Consider the following 20721-nt stretch of genomic DNA (forward strand, 5'->3'; position numbering starts at 1 on the left):
ATGATAAGGAAAATGATATGTCTCATTCAGATATACAAAAGTTCAACAGCACAGAAGTAATGAGTGCGGTGACAATATTTAACGGTGTCGTGTATTTATCAGGTCAGGTTCCAAAAACCAAAGTGCCTGATATTGAAGCCCAAACACGTGATATTTTGGCGACCATTGATCAGCTCTTAGCGCAAGCCAATACGGATAAATCACGCTTATTGTCGGTGCAGATTTTCATCAAAAATCTAGATGATTTTCCAAAAATGAATGCTGTCTGGGTTGAATGGCTACAGGGTTGTGTGACACCTTCACGTGCAACAATACAAGCGGATTTGGTCAATCCAGATTGGTTGATTGAGATTGCAGTGATTGCTGCACAAAAATAGATAGCTCATGGAACTTACAAATAAAAACATGAATATGAAAAGATGATGAATGTGTTATGCGAAAATTTTTACGCAGTAAAGGTACTGAAATTTGATGGTTATTTTGTGAATTGAAACCGATCAGGAGTGCTTGAGTTTCAAGATCACAGTATTTTGTTTTTGATTTTTTATAAGGATGTTTAACGATGACAACAATAGATCAAAAAGAGGACGATGTATCGTCGCCGCATGAATTACAACGTAAATTATCAAATCGACATCTACAGTTAATCGCCATTGGTGGTGCGATTGGTACCGGTTTATTTATGGGATCGGGTAAAACAATCTCCCTTGCTGGTCCTTCCATCCTGATTATTTATATGATTATTGGTGTGATGTTCTTTTTCCTGATGCGTGCATTGGGTGAGTTACTTCTTTCTAATCTGCATTACAAATCATTTATTGATATGGCACATGATCTGATTGGACCAGGAGCAGGGTATTACATTGGCTGGTCATATTGGTTGGGTTGGGTTTTAGTCGGTATTGCCGATCTCGCTGCCATTATTAATTATTTAAACTTTTGGCTACCGCCAGATATGGCCTTTACCCCAATGGGTCAAGCCATGATTAGTGCGGGCTGTGTTTTATTGGTTCTCGGTATCAATTTATTGACGGTAAAGTTATTTGGTGAAATTGAATTCTGGTTTGCATTAATCAAAATTATTGCCATTTTAAGTTTAATTGTGGTTGGTGGTTTCATGGTTTTTAATCATTTCCATTCTCCTGATGGAACCTTGGCCAGCTTTAGTAATGTATGGTCACATGGGGGCATGTTCCCTAAAGGAACGTCAGGTTTCTTAGCAGGCTTCCAAATCGCACTGTTTGCTTTTGTTGGGGTAGAACTACTCGGAACCATGGCAGCAGAAACCAAAGATCCAGAAAAAAACTTACCCAAAGCAGTGAATGCAATTCCAACGCGAATCATTTTATTCTACGTATTATCGCTTTTTATTGTCATGTCAGTCACACCATGGAATTTAATTCCAGCCGATAAAAGTCCATTCGTTTCATTATTTATGCATGCAGGTATTGGATCTGCTGCGATTATTATGAATTTGGTGGTGTTGTCTTCAGTGATGTCATCGATGAATAGCGGTGTATTCTCGACGAGTCGTATGTTGTTTGGATTGGCGAAAGATGGTCAAGCACCACAAGCCTTAGCCAAGTTATCGTCTCGTGCTGTGCCTGCAAAAGGCTTGTTTTTCTCGTGCCTGTTTATTTTAGCGGGAGCCGCATTACAGTACTTTGTCCCAAATACGATTGAGGCATTTACTTTAGCCAGTTCACTGTGTGTGATTCTGTTTATTAGTATTTGGGGGCTGATCATGGTGTGCTACATTCGTTATCGAAAACGTGCACCAGAGTTGCATGCAAAGTCGACATTTAAAATGCCTGGTGGGGTTTTCATGTCCTACGTTGTGTTGATTTTCTTGTTATTTACTTTAGTGATTTTGAGTCTAGAACCAGATACCTTAAAGGCTTTGATCATTAGTCCGTTGTGGTTAATTATTTTAGCCATTACCTATCGTGTACTTTATATCCCACGAATTAAAAAAATGGGTAAACAGCTTTAGATTTTAGGTTTGTTAAGTCGCGCCTATTTTAAGGTTTAGCCTGTTACATTGCTTTAAATCGTTGTTTGTATCAAGTTTGAGAATTCAAAAAAGCTGATGATATTTTCATCAGCTTTTTTATGGCTATTCATGCATGCTTATGTTGAAGCTTGTGTTTAAATAGCCAAGCCTTTAAAAAAATAAACTATATATGTCTACAATACGAAATTATCAAATTGATGTTTTACGTGGAATTGCCATACTTTTGGTGCTCATCCATCATTTCAATATTCCTTATAAGTTGAATGACACTTTTTTGGGCGTGACCTTAGGTGAAGAAAGTCTGATCACCCTAATTGCGCGAAATGGAAATTATGGGGTGACGATGTTTTTCGTTATCTCTGGATTTTTGATTACCCAGAATATTCTGCGACGTCACAATGCATTGAACCAAGTCAATTTAAAAGAATTCTATATTCGACGTATCGCTAGAATCATGCCGTGTTTAGTCTTGTTGGTGCTGTTGGTCACTATACTGGGCGCAATGGGCTTAGCACCATTTATGAATCAAGCACCAAATGGCATAGATGTTTCTTACGAATTAACCCTTTTTTCAGCTTTTACCTTTTGGATGAATATCCTCATCATTGAATATGGTTGGGTGAATTACGCATTGGGCGTGTTGTGGTCATTATCTGTTGAAGAGATTTTCTATCTTGTTTTCCCAATACTGTGTCTGACACTAGGAAAGGGAAAAGCATTGCCCATATTTTTATTGGCAATTGTTATGTATGCACCTTATTTCCGATTTTTGCACTTTGGTGCAGAAAGTGGAGCATACCTTTATCATTATTTTTCAAGTTTTGATGGGATCGCCATCGGGTGTTTAAGCGCTTTATTTATTCATCATTTTAACCATAAAATTCACATTGCTCGATGGTGGGCTTTCGTTATTGCTTTATTCATGGTTGGACTTTATTTATATGCACCAATCAAGCAAGTGAGTGTATGGGGGATCAGTCTATTTGCATTTTTGACAGCACTTTTAATTCTAGCTTGGTCGCAACCGAAGCAATCTAATCAGCAAAGCTTCTGTACTCGCACATTGGTTTGGATTGGGAAGTCTAGTTATGAGATGTATTTATTTCATTTAATTATTCTGGGTTTGATGAAAGTGCTGTATTTACCCAAGGAAACCATACCAATTGAAAAGCTGATGTTATTGCCGATCTATTTCATCAGTGTATTTATTTTAAGTGGATTGATTGAAAAATTTTATTCCAATCCACTTAATTTAAAAATCCGTCAGAAATTTTTAAAAGATGAATGAAACTTAAATCTTTAGATGTTGAATCAAGTCGTATGAATAAGAAAAGCCTCCATTCAGGAGGCTTTTATTTTGCAATGACATTTAGAATTGTGGTTTAACCACCACTAAAATTACCACTGCAAATAAGATAAATGTCGGCAATTCATTAAAAAAGCGCCAAAATTTGTGTGATTTATAATGAGGATCAATCATCAGTTTTTTACGATAATAACCGCAAACTAAATGATAAATGATTAGTAATCCAACCAGTCCAACTTTCAAATAAAACCAAAGTGCTTCATGGTAATGTCGTGTTGCATCGCCCCAATCGACCAAAAAGTGTGCTGTAATAAGGGTGGCAAGCATTGCTGGCCACATAATACCTCGGTACAGCTTACGTTCCATAATTTGGAAACGTTGATGACTGGCATCATCTTCACTCATGGCATGGTAAACAAATAACCGTGGCAAGTAGAACAAAGCAGCAAACCAACACACCACGGCAATAATATGTAATGCTTTTACCCAAAGGAAAGCATCTGATGGAGCATCCATGAAGTCACCCTAAAATGGGCAGCTTAGCCTTCCCATTTTTTGAAAATGAGACATGCATTCACGCCGCCAAAACCGAAACTGTTACTCATCACAGTATTCAATTTTGCATCACGTTTTTCAAGTACTACGTCATAACCATTTGTACCTTCATCAAGTTCAGTCACGTTGATGTTTGGTGCAATAAAGTCATTTTGCATCATCAAGATCGAATAAATCGCTTCTTGTACGCCTGCAGCACCAAGGCTGTGACCAGTCATTGATTTGGTTGAGCTAAGAGGAGGTACATTGCCTTCACCAAACGCACGCCCCATGGCTTTTAATTCAGTGATGTCACCAGCAGGTGTCGATGTACCATGGGTATTCACATAGTCAATTTTATCTACACCGTGTTGTTTCGCTTCATCTAAAGCCATCAAGATACAACGTGTCGCACCTTCACCAGATGGAGCTACCATATCTGCACCATCGGAGTTGGCAGCATATGCCACAACTTCAGCCAAGATGTTTGCACCACGTGCTTGAGCATGTTCGAGTGATTCAAGCACAACGAAACCACCACCACCAGCAATCACAAAACCATCACGATCCGCTGAATATGGACGTGACGCTGTTTCTGGTGTGTCGTTATATTTTGAGCACAATGCACCCATCGCATCAAACAACAAGCTTTGTGACCAATGATCTTCTTCACCACCACCCGCAAGCATTAGGTCTTGTTTGCCCAATTGGATGAGGTTGTAAGCATAACCAATCGCATCTGCAGATGTTGCACAAGCACTGGTAATCGAGTGAGCAACACCTTGTAATTTAAATGCCACACCAACGTTTGCTGTAATGGTATTTGACATATTACGTGGAACGAAGAAAGGACCCACTTTACGTGCGCCTTTGGTTTCAAGTAATTCAATCATTTCAGCAACAGATGCTGTTGAGTTACCGCCTGAACCGCCCGCTATACCATAACGCGGGTTACCAGCCAAATCTTCAGCAGTTAATCCAGCATTTTCAACAGCAGCAACAGCAGCATTGTAGGCATACATGGCACATACGCCCATGAAGCGTTTTAATTTACGATCAATCCCATCAAAATTTTGTTCTGCGGCTGCACTGACATGGCTTTTAAAATTTAATTCAGCATAAGTAGGATTATGACGTGTGCCTGATATCCCGTTTTGTAAAGAATGAGTCACGTCTTCCAACGAGTTTCCTATACATGAGTTAATACCCATACCCGTGATTACAACACGTTTCATCTACAGATCCCTATTATGGTGATGATTAAAATAATCTTATTTCGAAAGATACAAATATCATGTTCAATACTTGTTCATGTTTCGAATACATTACTTTTACTAAAGTTTAGAGCCATAATAGCAGAAAGTTATTGAAATTCTTATGGCAGATCAATGCGTCTTATTGAAAAGCGCAATTGGCAGATTTGTTCACCAATGGCCTACTAAAGAAAACAGAATGAAGTTGAGTTAAATCTTGACTCCACATAGTATTTTAATCAAAAGTGATCATGCGTAAGGAAGAGATGTATATGGCAAATTCTTATAACAAACAATCTCGCGGTTTGATTTCGAATGCGTTCGGAGTGGCTAAAAAGCTCACCAACACAGGGTTTGATCTACTGACTCATGTTGCACCAGGCAGTGTTTCGAAACTGAATCAAACACCTGAAGATCATCAAATAATTGAAGGGAAGGCGAAAGAAAAAACAATGAATGATAAAAAACAGTTAGATAATCCACAGGAAATGATTCGTGAGCACGTTCCTAAAGTGACCGCACAATTATTGGGTCGTCATTATAATAAAGTGAATAATATTGCTTCCTTTATTTCACCAGATCTTAACAATAAAATTGCAGATTACTTTTTTGACAAACTTGATGATTTTTCATCATCGTTAAGTTCTGTTGATCATGTTTTAAAGGAAGTTGGTGCTAAAAATTTAGGCGAACTTGCATCTGATGCATCTCGTTCTAGTCGTATTAGTGCTGCTTTGGCAAATCAAAACAAACTGATTGCCGCGGTTCAAGGGGCAGTAACGGGAGCAACAGGTGTTGTTGGTACAGCCATTGATATCCCAACGTCTTTGGTGCTGACTTTAAGAGCAATCTATCAAACGGGTCGTGCACACGGTTTTGAGCTTGATCGGAAAAGTGAAAGAGATATTGTTGAATATGTGTTCAAACAAGTTGACTTAGGTGCGCTTGCTGAAAAGCAAACGGTGCTGGTTGCTTTACGTGCATTTTCAAATGTGCTTGAAACTCAAAATGTACAGCAACTTCAAACGTTGCTTGGCTCAAGTAATGATTTTGCAGTATTACAAAAATGGATGAGCCAAGAAGATGGTACTGCGAAGTGGGCATGGTTGAATCATATCCCTAAAATTTCGATTTTATCTAAACTGACACCTCTGGCAGGTGCAGGTGTGGGTGCGGTCTATAGTTGGAAATTGATTGAAGACGCAAACAAAAAAGCAGAAGTGATCTTTTCGAGCGCGCAACAATATCTACTTCAGCATCCCAATGAACCTGTCGATATTTTAACGGCATATGAACGATCAAAAGCTTTAATTGAACAAGCAAGCCCGTTGCTGAATCAGGATAATCAATCTGCTCCGAATAAATTGGATCCACAATCAGATTTAGATTCGGCACCAGATCAGATCGATAACCAAGTGATCAAAGAGATTCGTGTTGAACAAAAGCCTGAAGAAAAACCAGAGCAAGAATCGGTTGCTGAAGGATTGAAAAAGCTTGCTGAGACACATGTTGAACCTAAACCTGTTGAGTCTAAGTCCGTAGATGAGAAATCAGCAGCATCTAAACCAGATGAGACGCAAGCAAAAAGTGAGCCTCAAGTAAATGCTGTATCGGAAGTTGAACAGAAAACGGCAACGAAGCAGACTACACCAGCAAAAACACAAGCTGACAGGCAAGTTGAGGTAAAAAATGAAGCTAACGCTACCGCAACAAGAGGGAATGCAAAAAAAACCACGAAGACGAATCAGAATGCTGCAAAAGTAGACTCGAAGCCAACAGTCAAAGTTGTGAAAAAAAGCACTCAAGACAACAAAACGACACAAACTCAAAAACAAGCGACTGAGTCATCTTCGCTTACAAAAAAAGAGGAACAACCTAAAGCAAAGTAATGTGTCTAATTTTCTAGCAATTAGAAAGTTAAATCCAAAATGGTTGACATTCGACCCTATGTCGAATGTTGACCATTTTTACATCTTGGCATACAATTGCATGCCCTCAAAAAGTCATATTTTTTTGGGGCTTTTTATTAACGGGAGAATTGCCAAATGGCAACAACAAATCAGTTGATCCGTAAGGGTCGTACAACTTTGATTGAAAAATCAAAAGTTCCTGCGTTGAAGGCTTGTCCACAACGTCGTGGTGTTTGTACACGTGTTTACACAACTACACCTAAAAAACCTAACTCAGCAATGCGTAAAGTTTGCCGTGTTCGCTTAACTTCTGGTTTTGAAGTATCAAGCTACATCGGTGGTGAAGGCCATAACCTACAAGAGCACAGTGTTGTTCTTATCCGTGGTGGTCGTGTTAAAGACTTACCAGGTGTACGTTACCATACCGTTCGTGGTTCATTAGACTGTGCTGGTGTTAAAGATCGTAACCAGTCTCGTTCTAAATACGGTACTAAACGTCCTAAGAAATAATTCTTTAAGAACATTTTCTTAAGAACGTAGAACCGCAATCCTTTATCGTCTCGCTTGTCTGATTTCTGCATTAATTTTGTGAAATTCAAGCGACGTGTAGTAAGGCCAGCGAGTGGTACATGACACTTTGTACTCATGCTGGATAAACCTGAAGTGTCAATTTTATTAGGTGTATTAAAATGCCAAGACGTCGCGTAGTCGCTGCCCGTGAAATCCTTCCGGATCCTAAGTTCGGCAGCCAAACAATCGCTAAATTCATGAACCACGTAATGCAAGATGGTAAAAAGTCTATTGCTGAAAGTATCGTTTACGGTGCTTTAGACCGCGTTCAAGAAAAAAATAAAGTAGACCCAGTTGAATTTTTCGAGACTACTCTTGAAAAAGTTCGTCCAATGGTCGAAGTAAAAGCACGCCGTGTTGGTGGTGCTACATACCAAGTACCTATGGAAGTGCGCCCATCCCGTCGTACTGCCTTGGCTATGCGTTGGTTAGTAGATGCTGCTGCTAAGCGTTCTGAAAAAACTATGGCTTTACGTCTTGCTGGTGAGTTGCTTGACGCAGCTGAAGGTAAAGGTTCAGCGATCAAGAAACGTGAAGACGTGCATCGTATGGCTGAAGCCAACAAAGCATTCTCTCACTACCGTTTCTAATAGGTTAAGAGACCTTAATCAGGATGACGATAGGGCGGTTTCACCAAACTGTCGTCTAAGCGCTTTAAGCTGTTACGCAGCTTAAAGCGTCCTGTTTTAAACAACAAAATTTAGGAATGCAAGAAATCATGGCTCGTCAAACCCCTATTTCTCGTTACCGTAATATTGGTATTTCAGCGCACATCGATGCTGGTAAAACCACGACTACAGAACGTATTTTGTTCTACACAGGTGTATCTCACAAAATTGGTGAAGTACATGATGGTGCAGCAACAATGGACTGGATGGAACAAGAGCAAGAACGTGGTATTACAATCACTTCAGCTGCTACGACTACATTCTGGTCAGGTATGTCTAAACAGTACCCAGAACACCGTATCAACGTAATTGATACACCGGGACACGTTGACTTCACAATCGAAGTTGAACGTTCTATGCGTGTTCTTGATGGTGCTTGTATGGTTTACTGTGCTGTAGGTGGTGTTCAACCTCAGTCTGAAACTGTATGGCGTCAAGCGAATAAATACCAAGTTCCTCGTTTAGCATTCGTGAACAAGATGGACCGTACAGGTGCCAACTTCTTCCGTGTTGTTGAACAAATGAAAACACGTCTTGGTGCACACCCTGTACCAGTAGTAATCCCTGTTGGCGCTGAAGAAAACTTCCAAGGCGTTATCGATTTGATCGAAATGAAACAGATCATTTGGGATGAAGCTTCTCAAGGTATGAAGTTTGAGTACGGTGATATCCCTGCTGAACTTCAAGAACTTGCTGAAGAATGGCGTACAAACATGGTTGAAGCTGCGGCTGAAGCTTCTGAAGAATTGATGGACGAATACTTGAACAATGGCGACTTGTCGAAAGAACAAATCGTTGCTGGTCTTCGTGCTCAAACTTTGGCTTGCGAAATCCAACCAATGCTTTGTGGTACAGCGTTCAAAAACAAAGGTGTTCAACGTATGTTGGATGCTGTTATTGACTTCTTACCATCACCGACTGAAGTTAAGCCAATCGAAGGTATTCTTGACGATAAAGCTGAAACTAAAGCGACTCGTGAAGCATCTGACGAACAACCGTTCTCTGCACTTGCATTCAAAATTATGAATGACAAGTTCGTAGGTAACTTAACGTTCGTACGTGTTTATTCTGGTGTGCTTAAACAAGGCGACCCAGTATATAACCCAGTTAAATCTAAACGTGAACGTATCGGTCGTATCGTGCAAATGCACGCAAACGAACGTCAAGATCTTGACGAAATCCGTGCGGGTGATATCGCTGCGTGTGTAGGTCTTAAAGACGTAACTACTGGTGATACACTATGTGATGAAAAACACATCATCACTTTAGAGCGTATGGAATTCCCTGAGCCAGTAATTTCTTTAGCTGTAGAGCCTAAGACTAAAGCTGACCAAGAGAAAATGTCTATCGCGCTTGGTCGTTTGGCGAAAGAAGATCCATCGTTCCGTGTACGCACAGACGAAGAATCTGGCCAAACAATTATTGCTGGTATGGGTGAGCTTCACCTTGACATCATCGTTGACCGTATGAAGCGTGAATTCAACGTTGAAGCGAACATTGGTAAACCAATGGTAGCTTACCGCGAAACAATCAAAAAGACTGTTGAGCAAGAAGGTAAGTTCGTTCGTCAAACTGGTGGTAAAGGTAAATTCGGTCACGTATACGTACGTCTTGAGCCAATGGATACTGACGCTGGTAAAGAATACGAATTCGCTGAAGAAGTTGTTGGTGGTGTAGTACCTAAAGAATTCTTCGGTGCAGTTGACAAAGGTATCCAAGAACGTATGAAGAATGGTGTACTAGCTGGTTACCCAGTTGTAGGCATCAAAGCGACATTGTTCGATGGTTCTTACCATGATGTCGATTCTGACGAATTGTCGTTCAAAATGGCGGGTTCTTACGCATTCCGTGACGGTTTCATGAAAGCAGATCCTGTTCTTCTTGAACCAATCATGAAAGTTGAAGTAGAAACTCCAGAAGACTACATGGGCGATATCATGGGTGACTTAAACCGTCGTCGTGGTATGGTTCAAGGTATGGACGATTTACCTGGTGGTACTAAAGCTATTCGTGCTGAAGTTCCACTTGCTGAGATGTTTGGTTACGCGACTCAAATGCGTTCTATGTCTCAAGGTCGTGCGACTTACTCTATGGAATTTGCTAAATATGCTGAAACTCCACGTAACGTGGCTGAAGGCATCATTTCTAAGTTCCAATCTGGCGGTAAAAAAGGTGACGACGAGTAATCTTTCGATTACTATAAGCCCAAACTAATTCATAGTTAAAACCAAATGCTCATGGAGTGCCCCTCCATGAGTCGTTTAAAAAGGAAGATCTCATGGCTAAGGCTAAGTTCGAACGTAATAAGCCACACGTTAACGTGGGCACAATTGGTCACGTCGACCATGGTAAAACAACTTTAACTGCTGCTATTGCAACTATCTGTGCAAAAACTTACGGCGGTGAAGCGAAAGATTACGCAGCAATCGACTCTGCACCAGAAGAAAAAGCACGTGGTATTACAATTAATACTTCACACGTAGAATACGATTCTCCAACTCGTCACTACGCTCACGTAGACTGCCCAGGACACGCCGATTATGTTAAAAACATGATCACTGGTGCTGCTCAGATGGACGGTGCGATCCTTGTATGTGCTGCGACTGATGGTCCAATGCCACAAACTCGTGAACACATCCTTCTTTCTCGCCAAGTAGGTGTACCATACATCCTTGTGTTCCTTAACAAGTGTGACCTTGTTGATGATGAAGAGCTTCTTGAATTGGTAGAAATGGAAGTTCGTGAACTTCTTTCTACTTATGACTTCCCTGGTGATGACACTCCAATCATCCGTGGTTCAGCTTTAGCTGCGCTTAATGGTGACCAAGGTCAATATGGCGAGTCTGCAGTAATCGAATTAGTTTCTGCACTTGATTCTTACATTCCAGAACCAGAGCGTGCAATCGACAAAGCATTCTTATGCCAATCGAAGACGTATTCTCTATCTCTGGTCGTGGTACAGTAGTAACTGGCCGTGTTGAATCAGGTATCGTGAAAGTAGGCGAAGAAGTTGAAATCGTTGGTATCAAAGACACAGTTAAAACAACTGTAACTGGCGTAGAAATGTTCCGTAAATTGCTTGACGAAGGTCGTGCAGGCGAGAACTGTGGTGTTCTTCTACGTGGTACTAAGCGTGAAGACGTACAACGTGGTCAAGTACTTGCTAAACCAGGTACAATCAACCCGCACACTAAATTCGATGCAGAAGTATACGTACTTTCTAAAGAAGAAGGTGGTCGTCATACTCCATTCCTTAACGGTTACCGTCCACAGTTCTACTTCCGTACAACTGACGTAACTGGCGCGATTCAATTGAAAGAAGGCGTTGAAATGGTTATGCCTGGTGACAACGTTGAGATGTCAGTAGAATTAATCCACCCAATCGCAATGGACCCAGGTCTACGTTTTGCGATCCGTGAAGGTGGTCGTACAGTTGGTGCTGGTGTGGTTGCTAAAGTAACTGCATAATCGCTGATTGTGTGAAAAAAAGCGTCCCTCTGGGGCGCTTTTTTTTGCTTTTTAAAATAAGAAATTAAAAAAATACGAGCGAGATTGTCGAACAATGACAATCTAAATTGTCCTCATGTGACATTCGGCTGACCTGTATGGCTTTTGGTGATTTGGAACAAGCTCGTATGCTGATTATAGAAAATAAAAAAGATTGGGCATGGTGTTATGCATGTCTAAAGGAGTGTTTCTATGAATGCAAAAGTCAATATTACGAATCGAGCTGGTGCAAGTTTTCCTGTACGTCGTATGAAATTTGATTTTGAAAACGTACCTGAATATTGGATGAATGGTTCAGCAGGCTTAACTCATTTTATGACTGCACTTTCAGCATTATTCCCTGCAGGCGAAAAATTCTTTATTGATAGTGTTCGTGCAGTCAGAAATTATCCTGAAATTAAAGACAATGAAGCATTGCAAAAAGAAATCAGTGCTTTTATTGGTCAAGAAGCAATGCATACTCATGAGCATGCAGGTTTTAACCAATCTGCACAGAAATTTGGTCATGATGTTGATCGTCTAGAAAAGTATACAGGAGCGGTGATTCAAGGTTTCCGCAAAACAGCTGCTTTTATTGGTAAGCCGTTTGGTGTTAATCAACAAATGATCGATCTGATTGGTACCACAGCCTTAGAACATTTCACTGCGACCATTGCTTCAGAACTGTTACGCAATAACCATATTCAGGAACTCATGACCGATGAAACCATGAAAACCATGTGGTTATGGCATGCGATAGAAGAAAATGAGCATAAAGCCGTAGCTTACGACGTATTTGAAGGTGTTTTTGGTCAAGGCTTTAAAGCTTATGCCGCACGTACAAGTGGTTTAGTGATGGCCATGGTTGTACTTCTAATCGTTCAGTCATATTTCGTAGCACGCTTATTACGTGAAGATAAACAGCTCAATGTAGATGCATTTAAAGATATTTATATTTATGCATACAGTCCGTCGAAAGGCATCATTACAGGGATGACCAAAGAGATGTTGGCTTATTTCAAACCTGGTTTTCATCCAAATCATTTAGAGACAGATGGTTTATTGGAAAAGTGGAAATCAAAATTAGGTCTATAAATTTAGATAATGTAAAAAGGACAACATTCAGTTGTCCTTTTTTTATGTATTTATTGATGAAAGTTTTTATAATGCATATCCAATGTCGATGTTTTGAAAGAAAGCCTAAATGATTCGTAAAATGCAGATGTCAGATGTACAGCGTGTCGCTGAAATTGAACGTTTGGTACAAACACATCCGTGGACATCGAAACAGTTTGAAGAGTCAGTAAGCTCTTACCAAAGTACGGTCATCGAATATCAATCGCAAGTGGTTGGTTTTTGCATATTGCAACCTGTATTGGATGAAGCAAATTTACTGCTGATGGCGATCGATCCAAAAATGCAGGGTCAGGGTTTGGGATATAAGCTTTTAGAGTATTCAATTGAACAATTAAAAAACAACCCAGTTCAAATCTTTTTAGAAGTGCGTGAAAGCAATCTGGCAGCAATTGCTTTGTACGAAAAATCGGGTTTCCACCAGATTGATGTACGACGCAATTATTATCCTAAAGCTGATGGATCAAAAGAAAATGCGATTATTATGGTGAAATCGTGTAGTGATGATTTTGCACAACTGTTTAAAATGTAAGAGAAATATTGGATTTCGTTCAATTTCGGGCGATTTGTCTAAGGATCATGAAGTAGCCATTCATTGAATAAATTCGTATCAAATAACCCTTTATTGAGTAAAAGGTCATTTAATAGAAGTGTGGTAAATCATCTATTAGAAAGTGATTTAAATGTTATTTTATAAAGTCATTCCAACCTGAGGGTAGTGTGGTCATCAGCATATCGCCGAGATGTTGAATTTCTTCAGCATCCAAGCTTCGATTAATGCGGCGCCATTGCCCATCGAGTAAAAATTCAAACGGCGAATACTGGACTTTGTAATTCATTTTACTCGAATGCGGCACCCAATAGCCTAAATACACGTAACTTTGAGCAATAGATTGAACATATTCAATTTGTTTTAAAATCGCAAAAACACCCAAAGATCTGCGACTTTCTTTTGGATCAAAAAAGGTATACACCGCAGAAATACCATCATCCAACACGTCACAGGTCGACACACTAATCAACTGATCATCTTTCCATAACTCTAAAAAGAAACTATTGCTACAGCTATGGACTAAAAATTTTTCAAATTGATCAAAACTAGGTGGGAACATATCACCATCGGAGTGACGTTCATTAATATACCGCTCATAAAGCTGATAATGCTGCATGTTGGCTTGATGCGTTGGAATAATCTTCATGATTAAATCTTGATTGCGCTTCCATGCTTTCTTTTGAATGCTGTTCATTTGAAATGAAGACACGGGTACACGACAAGATAAGCATTGACGGCATAAATGACATTCTGGACGATAAACAAAATCACCACTGCGTCTAAACCCAGTACGAGACAATTCAGATAATGTGACCACATCGATTTTATGTGCAGGGTCTAAAAAAACCATGCGTGCTGATTTATCAGGCAGATAACTGCAATCATGTGGTGGCGTTATATAATACTGTAAGTCGTTGAGTAGTGACTTAGGATGATACGAGTTCATATAAGGGTGACTCTCCTCATCAATTATTCCGCGATGTTCGCATTTAATGCTATTGTTTTACTTGAAAATACACCCTCCTGATATTTTTTCCAATCGATAGGGGGTGATTTAATTACATCTTGTAACGAATTAAGATAGTCTTGGCGAGAAATTGTACAAGCACCTAGACTTAAAAGATGATCATTGACGAGTTGACAATCTACCCAAGGCAGCTGGTTGGCTTGTCCAATAAGCATTAAGGTATAAAAAGCCATTTTTGAAACATCGGTGGCTGTACTGAACATGGATTCGCCAAAACAGCCTTTGCCAATGGTCACGCCATATAATCCACCGACCAATTGTTCCTCGTGATCCCAAACCTCAATGCTATACGCAAATCCAGCGTCAAAAAGTTCACAATATCCTTCTATAATCTCTTCTGAAATCCATGTTTCATTGGCATAACTTCGTGGCAAGGAACATGAGCGAATGACGCGTTCAAATGCATGATTGACTGTGATTTTATAGTCGAACTTCTTCATATTTCGAATCAGTGACTTACTGGGATGATATTGGTCTGGATGGATGATGCAACGAGGTTCAGGACTCCACCAGCAGATTGGATCATCTTCTGAAAACCAAGGGAATAATCCGTGTGTATAGGCTTCATAAAGCGTTGAAGGGGAGAGGTCAGCACCAATACAAATGAGTCCTTCACCTAGAGGATCTGTATCGACAGGGTTCGGAAATAAATATTGCGATGGTGCGAGCATAGTCATGTATGAACATACAAAGTGGATTGAACTTGATCAATACTTTAAACCAAAGCTGTGAATTATTCACGTCATCAAAATATAATCAATTTTCAAAAACTTCTGATCATTTTTAACATGATTTGGGTATGTGGTATTCATTTTTGATAAAACAAAGCCACCGATGATGGTGGCTTTGTTTATAAGATCAATTGCTTAGTGTAAACGAATGAGAAGAGTCAGTTAGAGTAAATCACTTCAACATCCATTCAATAGATCAGCAAAATCTCGACAGTTTTAAAGTGCATCTAAATATTTTTCAGCATCTAAAGCTGCCATACAACCTGAACCTGCAGAGGTAATGGCTTGACGGTAAATATTGTCAGCAACATCACCCGCAGCAAATACACCCGGAACAGATGTTGCAGTGGCATTACCGCTGGTGCCACTTTGAACTTGAATATAACCATCACGTAATTCAAGTTGACCTTCAAACATGGTGGTATTTGGTTTATGACCAATCGCAATAAATAAACCAGTGACATCCACATTTTGAGTAGATTGATCAACCGTTGATTTTAAACGCACGTTCGTCACGCCAGCTTGTGGTGCACCCAAAACCTCATCGACTTCATGATTCCAAATGATGCTGATCTTGCCTTCTTTTTCTTTAGCAAATAAATGATCTTGCAAAATCTTTTCAGAACGTAATTTGTCACGACGATGAACTAATGTTACGTGTGAAGCAATGTTAGATAAGTACAATGCTTCTTCAACCGCAGTATTACCACCACCAACGACCATCACGTTTTGGTTTTTATAGAAGAAACCATCACATGTTGCACAAGCACTTACACCTTGACCCATGTAAGCTGCTTCTGACTCAAGACCCAGATATTGTGCTGTTGCACCTGTCGCAAGAATCAGGGCGTCACATGTGAACTCATCCATATCACCTTTGAGTACAAAAGGACGAACACTTAAGTCAACTTCGTTAATATGATCGTAAATGATTTCTGTACCGAAACGTTCAGCATGTGCTTGCATACGTTCCATCAATGCAGGACCTGTTAAACCTTCAGGGTCACCTGGCCAGTTGTCTACTTCAGTTGTAGTGGTGAGCTGACCACCCAATTGCATACCCGCAATCAATGTTGGTTTCAAATTGGCACGAGCTGCATAAACTGCAGCACTATAACCGGCAGGACCTGAACCTAAAATAATTAAACGTGAGTGACGAGCGCTCATCCCAATTTCCTTTTTTAATGCAAAAAATTTTAAATTGCTAAAATTATACGTCAAAGTTGGCTAAAGATCTTTGTATTGAATGTCGATAATATTGATCATCTAAATCGAATTGAGCTATATAGTATGAAGTGATAATGAAGTTAACAAGTTACATCAACAATCTTGCATCTTTTTTCACAGAACACGTGCATAATAGAACAATTTCTTCTTTGAAGAAAACAATGGGTTTTCACAATAGAACATGATGAATAATTGTTTACAGGACAGTATATGACTGCGGTGTCGAGTGTTTATGCACAGCGCTTATTATTAACATTTTTCTTGATTTCATTTGGCATTTACTTGTTTTTAGCAACAGTGACCTATACGCCATTTGATCCAGGATGGATGCATATTTCAAGTGATACTCAACAAGTATCAAATGCCAGTGGTGTTGCCGGTGCATGGATAGCAGATTTATTGTTTGGATTTTTAGGATGGGCAAGTTTACTGATCCCGCTTTTCTTCTTTATTGAAGCAATCCAGACATGGTGGCCAAGAAGTTTCCTCAGTCATCCTTTTCGCTACGCTGCACAATTCTTCATTTTGTTAACCACTGCAACACTGGTTTATTTGCTATGGCATGTTCCAGCAGATACCTTAACCAATGCTTCAGGCGGGATTATTGGATTTGAACTAGGTGAAAGTTTATCCAATTTGCTGAGCATTTATGGTGCTGTTTTATTTCTTGCGATCTTAGATATTGTTCTTTTGACTTTAGCTTTTGGTATTCAATGGAATAAAACATGGGTGACATTGAAAGCAACGCCTGCATATTTACAGGAATTGTTTTATAAAAATGTGCCTGAAAGCGAATCGGATTATGATTTGACGAGCCCAATATCTCAAAAAAAATCTGCGAATACTCAGCAGTCAGATCATGATCAAACAGCACAAGTTTCTGAAACTCAAAGTGTAGATCAAGCTCAGCCACAACCTGTCAAAAATAAGAAAAGTGAACAAATTGCTGAACGTCTATTTCAGGATATTCAAAGCAAAGAAAACAGCATACCTTTTAGTGATCCAGATGATGATGCCGAGTTTGAAAAAACTTTAGAAAAAGCACATCGTTTAGAGGCTGAAAGTCGCCGTGTTGTACCAACAGGTGAGGTGTGGAAAGCACTACATCAAGAGGACGACCATAAACGTGAAATTGATGAATTATTGCGTTCAGCAGAAGATGATTTAGATCAATTGAATCAAAACGCAAAACAGTCACATGATTTCGATCAGCTTGTATCAAAACAAAGTCATACTCAGCATAGTGATCCATTGGATTGGAATGACGATCAAGTCTTTGATGAGTTATTGTCTGTGGTTCCTAATGGTCAACAAGCAACAGATGTCCATTCGCCATTTAATGCCACAGTAGCCGCACCATTGGCTCAATCTGCAACCGTTCAAGCTTTGCATTCAACAGAGAAATTGGCAGCCGAATTAGATGATTTAGCATCATTGGCTGATGATACAGATTTTACAACTACAGAACGTAGTCAAACACCACAACTGAGCAGTTATGCACAGTCAACGCCTTTTGTGAAGGCGAATATCCAAGTTGATACACCAACTTCAATTGTATCTGAAGAAGAAAAACGTCGTATCGCTGCAGATAAAGATGCATTTCGTGAAGCATGGCAGGAAACTGTGGGTGCTCCAGAAGAAGAAAACGTTGAAGATGAGTTTGATTTAGATGCACCACTGACAGATGCCTATGGCCGACCAATGTCTCGTGCGATGCAGGTGGCTCAGAAACGTCGAGATTTATCGCCATTACCAGGTTTAGAAATTTTAGACAAAGTTGATCCAAACAAGAAAGTCAATTTCACTGCTGAACAATTGGCGCGCTTGTCTGAATTACTTGAAATTAAATTGCAAGAATTTAATGTCAAAGCTAAAGTGATTGAGGCACAGCCAGGTCCTGTGGTAACCCGTTTTGAGTTGGATTTGGCACCTGGTGTTAAAGCCTCTAAAGTGACTAACATTTCACGTGACTTGGCACGGTCGATGTCGATGGCATCTGTACGTGTGGTTGAAGTGATTCCAGGTAAACCGTATATCGGGATTGAAGTGCCGAACAGCTCACGTGAAATGGTGCGTTTGATTGAACTTTTGGAAACACCTGCTTATCGTGATCCGAACGCATTGCTCAGCATGGCCATGGGTAAAGATATTTCAGGAAACCCCGTTCTTGCCGATTTAGCAAAAGCACCGCATATGTTGGTTGCAGGGACAACAGGTTCAGGTAAATCGGTTGCAGTGAACGCAATGTTACTTTCAATGTTATTGAAATACACACCAGAACAATTGCGTCTGATCATGATCGATCCAAAACAATTGGAACTTGCGAACTATAACGATATTCCACATTTGTTAACTCCAGTTGTAACTGACATGAAAGACGCGGTCAGTGCATTAAACTGGTGTGTCAATGAAATGGAACGTCGTTATAAACTCATGTCACTGCTCAAAGTGCGTAAGTTAACTGACTTTAACCGTAAGGTTGAAGAGGCAATTGCTAACGGTGAAGATCTCATTGATCCAACATGGAAACCAGACGATTCAGCAACGCAAAGTCGTGCACCACGTTTACAACCGATGCCGTTGATTGTCATTGTCGCAGATGAGTTTGCTGACATGATCATGCAAGTCGGTAAAAAAGCCGAAGAGATGATTACTCGTCTGGCACAGAAATCACGTGCAGCTGGGATTCACTTATTACTTGCGACACAGCGTCCAACGGTTGATGTCGTGACAGGTTTGATTAAAGCCAACATTCCAACGCGTGCAGCTTTACGTGTAAACAGTAAGCTGGATTCACGAACTATCTTGGATGCAGGTGGGGCAGAAGACTTACTGGGTCATGGTGATATGCTGTTCTTAGGGCCAGGTAAAATTGAGCCTGAACGTGTGCATGGTGCGTTTATTTCCGATGATGAAGTGAACCGTATCTGTGATGCGTGGCGTGAGCGTGGTTCACCGAATTATATCGATGAAATCTTGACACCATATGATGAAGAACCAAGCTCTCGTGGTTTTGAAGATGGTGATGGTGGATCTGATCGTGATGCACTCTATGATCAGTGTGTGTCTTTCGTCTTGGAGACACGTAAAGCATCGACATCTTCGCTTCAGCGTAAGTTTAGCCTTGGTTATAACCGTGCTGCACGTATTATTGATCAAATGGAAGAAAATGGCATTGTGAGCCCAATGGGTGCCAATGGTAAGCGTGACATTTTGGTTTAATTTATTTTCAAAAGTCTAAGTTAAACATGGAGCCACAAATTACATTTGTGGCTCTGTCATTTCTAGGTATAGAGCAAATAGTACAAGCATCCAAAATATTGATCCAATCACAATGGTCACAATATATTTAGTACCCCAGGCTGTACGTTCAATGGTCTTAAATTCGGTTGAATGTAATTTGGCATAATTGAGGGCTTTGAAGGCGGGAATCAGGCATAAGAAACTTAAAAACGTAATGATCCAATAGGGATCGGGTGCTTGAGCAATCACGGATAACAAAAGATAAATAATTAAAAGAAATGGCTTTGAAAAATCCTCAGAATAATTCTTTTCTTTTGCATAATCCAAAATTTTGCTAAAGAGTGGATATAAAAATATGATCGCAAAAATTGTACGCATTGCAGGCATAATATCGGATTGATCTTTTTGCAAGAAAAAACGCCAAGCTTTGAATATCCACCAGATGTGATATAAGCCAAAAGTAAAAATATTTAAAATAATAAATTTATCGATACTGATGATGTATTGTGTCGGCACTTTGTGCTCTTTTGACGTAATTTCATGTATAGATGGTTCGGGTAATTGTTGGACTTGTAAATCATTATTAGAGTGTAATTCGCTCATATTAATCTTCTTATTTAATATCTTATGATGAAAGTTTTGATTTATTTTGATGAGTTTAATTGAATTTTGAATAATAAAAAACCTGCATTCAAGCAGGTTTTTTACATGATAGCGATCTTGAATTTAAGCAAACTTCGCCAAAACTTCCAAAAATCCATCTTTTTGACGTGGATATTCAGCAATCACATCATGAATACGTTGACCTTCAGGATTGGTAGCATTGATATCACGACCATCTGCAACAAATTGAGTCAAAAGACGTTCATAATCTGCTGGACGCATATGTTTGAATGCATGATACAGCACATGAAAATCAGCATTTACACCTGCAGGAGGTAGCTGAGTTAAATAGGCAAATACACGCTCGTCTGACCATTCTTCGTTGAATGTGGCTGGTTGAGATAATGCCATCGCAATCTCCTTGGCTATACTGAATAAAATAAAAAAAAGCAAAATATGAGA

Annotated in this window: 17 protein-coding genes and 1 pseudogene; 11 read left to right on the forward strand and 7 right to left on the reverse strand. The window is 39.8% G+C overall.

Going from position 1 to position 20721, the window contains the following annotated elements; all coding sequences use genetic code 11:
• Positions 1–17 precede the first annotated feature (17 nt).
• The 3 genes from G8E00_RS04025 (at position 18) to G8E00_RS04035 (ending at position 3302) form a co-directional block, all read left to right on the forward strand.
• Positions 18–377 carry a RidA family protein gene (locus G8E00_RS04025; protein ID WP_196782001.1) on the forward strand — a complete coding sequence of 120 codons (360 nt, stop codon included), beginning with the start codon at positions 18–20 and terminating at the stop codon, positions 375–377.
• A 185-nt stretch (positions 378–562) separates the two neighbouring features.
• Positions 563–1993 carry an amino acid permease gene (locus G8E00_RS04030; protein WP_166012789.1) on the forward strand — a complete coding sequence of 477 codons (1431 nt, stop codon included), beginning with the start codon at positions 563–565 and terminating at the stop codon, positions 1991–1993.
• Between the two features lie 199 nt (positions 1994–2192).
• A complete protein-coding gene (locus G8E00_RS04035) occupies positions 2193–3302 on the forward strand; it encodes an acyltransferase family protein (protein WP_166012795.1) in 1110 nt (369 codons plus the stop codon).
• A gap of 81 nt (positions 3303–3383) precedes the next feature.
• Here the strand turns inward: G8E00_RS04035 and hemJ are convergent, their stop codons facing one another.
• Positions 3384–3836 (reverse strand): protoporphyrinogen oxidase HemJ, encoded by a 453-nt coding sequence (gene hemJ, locus G8E00_RS04040; protein ID WP_166012790.1) that lies wholly within the window; start codon positions 3834–3836, stop codon positions 3384–3386.
• 23 nt (positions 3837–3859) lie between these two features.
• Positions 3860–5089 carry a beta-ketoacyl synthase N-terminal-like domain-containing protein gene (locus tag G8E00_RS04045; protein WP_166222112.1) on the reverse strand — a complete coding sequence of 410 codons (1230 nt, stop codon included), beginning with the start codon at positions 5087–5089 and terminating at the stop codon, positions 3860–3862.
• Positions 5090–5379: 290 nt separating this feature from the next.
• Between G8E00_RS04045 and G8E00_RS04050 the strand changes: the two genes are divergently transcribed.
• The 7 genes and pseudogenes from G8E00_RS04050 (at position 5380) to rimI (ending at position 13407) form a co-directional block, all read left to right on the forward strand.
• Positions 5380–6996, forward strand: a complete 1617-nt coding sequence (locus tag G8E00_RS04050) for an EcsC family protein (protein ID WP_227591290.1) — start codon at positions 5380–5382, stop codon at positions 6994–6996.
• Between the two features lie 156 nt (positions 6997–7152).
• Complete coding sequence (gene rpsL, locus G8E00_RS04055) at positions 7153–7527, forward strand: 30S ribosomal protein S12 (RefSeq protein ID WP_004648013.1); 375 nt, start codon at positions 7153–7155, stop codon at positions 7525–7527.
• 179 nt (positions 7528–7706) lie between these two features.
• Positions 7707–8177, forward strand: a complete 471-nt coding sequence (rpsG, locus tag G8E00_RS04060; RefSeq protein WP_016657334.1) for a 30S ribosomal protein S7 — start codon at positions 7707–7709, stop codon at positions 8175–8177.
• Between the two features lie 128 nt (positions 8178–8305).
• A complete protein-coding gene (gene fusA / locus G8E00_RS04065) occupies positions 8306–10441 on the forward strand; it encodes an elongation factor G (protein WP_166012792.1) in 2136 nt (711 codons plus the stop codon).
• Positions 10442–10533: 92 nt separating this feature from the next.
• Positions 10534–11723: pseudogene (tuf, locus tag G8E00_RS04070) on the forward strand (elongation factor Tu).
• A 231-nt stretch (positions 11724–11954) separates the two neighbouring features.
• Positions 11955–12836 carry a metal-dependent hydrolase gene (locus G8E00_RS04075; protein WP_166222114.1) on the forward strand — a complete coding sequence of 294 codons (882 nt, stop codon included), beginning with the start codon at positions 11955–11957 and terminating at the stop codon, positions 12834–12836.
• A gap of 109 nt (positions 12837–12945) precedes the next feature.
• Positions 12946–13407: a ribosomal protein S18-alanine N-acetyltransferase gene (gene rimI, locus G8E00_RS04080; RefSeq protein WP_166012195.1), complete on the forward strand. Its 462-nt coding sequence runs from the start codon at positions 12946–12948 to the stop codon at positions 13405–13407.
• Between the two features lie 154 nt (positions 13408–13561).
• On the opposite strand, the gene G8E00_RS04085 is transcribed toward rimI, so the two are convergent.
• From G8E00_RS04085 to trxB, 3 genes are all read right to left on the reverse strand, one after another.
• Positions 13562–14374, reverse strand: coding sequence for an arginyltransferase (locus G8E00_RS04085; protein WP_166012196.1), 813 nt, complete (start codon positions 14372–14374; stop codon positions 13562–13564).
• A gap of 23 nt (positions 14375–14397) precedes the next feature.
• The gene (aat, locus tag G8E00_RS04090) at positions 14398–15132 is read right to left on the reverse strand and encodes a leucyl/phenylalanyl-tRNA--protein transferase (RefSeq protein ID WP_166012197.1); all 735 of its coding nucleotides are present in this window, start codon (positions 15130–15132) and stop codon (positions 14398–14400) included.
• A gap of 270 nt (positions 15133–15402) precedes the next feature.
• Positions 15403–16353, reverse strand: a complete 951-nt coding sequence (trxB, locus tag G8E00_RS04095; protein WP_166012198.1) for a thioredoxin-disulfide reductase — start codon at positions 16351–16353, stop codon at positions 15403–15405.
• A 270-nt stretch (positions 16354–16623) separates the two neighbouring features.
• On the opposite strand from trxB, the gene G8E00_RS04100 reads away from it, so the two are divergent.
• Positions 16624–19635, forward strand: a complete 3012-nt coding sequence (locus G8E00_RS04100) for a DNA translocase FtsK (protein ID WP_166012199.1) — start codon at positions 16624–16626, stop codon at positions 19633–19635.
• A 39-nt stretch (positions 19636–19674) separates the two neighbouring features.
• Here the strand turns inward: G8E00_RS04100 and G8E00_RS04105 are convergent, their stop codons facing one another.
• Complete coding sequence (locus G8E00_RS04105; protein WP_166222116.1) at positions 19675–20259, reverse strand: DUF4234 domain-containing protein; 585 nt, start codon at positions 20257–20259, stop codon at positions 19675–19677.
• Between the two features lie 123 nt (positions 20260–20382).
• Positions 20383–20670: a PA4642 family protein gene (locus G8E00_RS04110; protein ID WP_166012201.1), complete on the reverse strand. Its 288-nt coding sequence runs from the start codon at positions 20668–20670 to the stop codon at positions 20383–20385.
• Between the last annotated feature and the right edge of the window lie 51 nt (positions 20671–20721).

This window comes from Acinetobacter shaoyimingii, assembly GCF_011578045.1.
Classification (GTDB): domain Bacteria; phylum Pseudomonadota; class Gammaproteobacteria; order Pseudomonadales; family Moraxellaceae; genus Acinetobacter; species Acinetobacter shaoyimingii.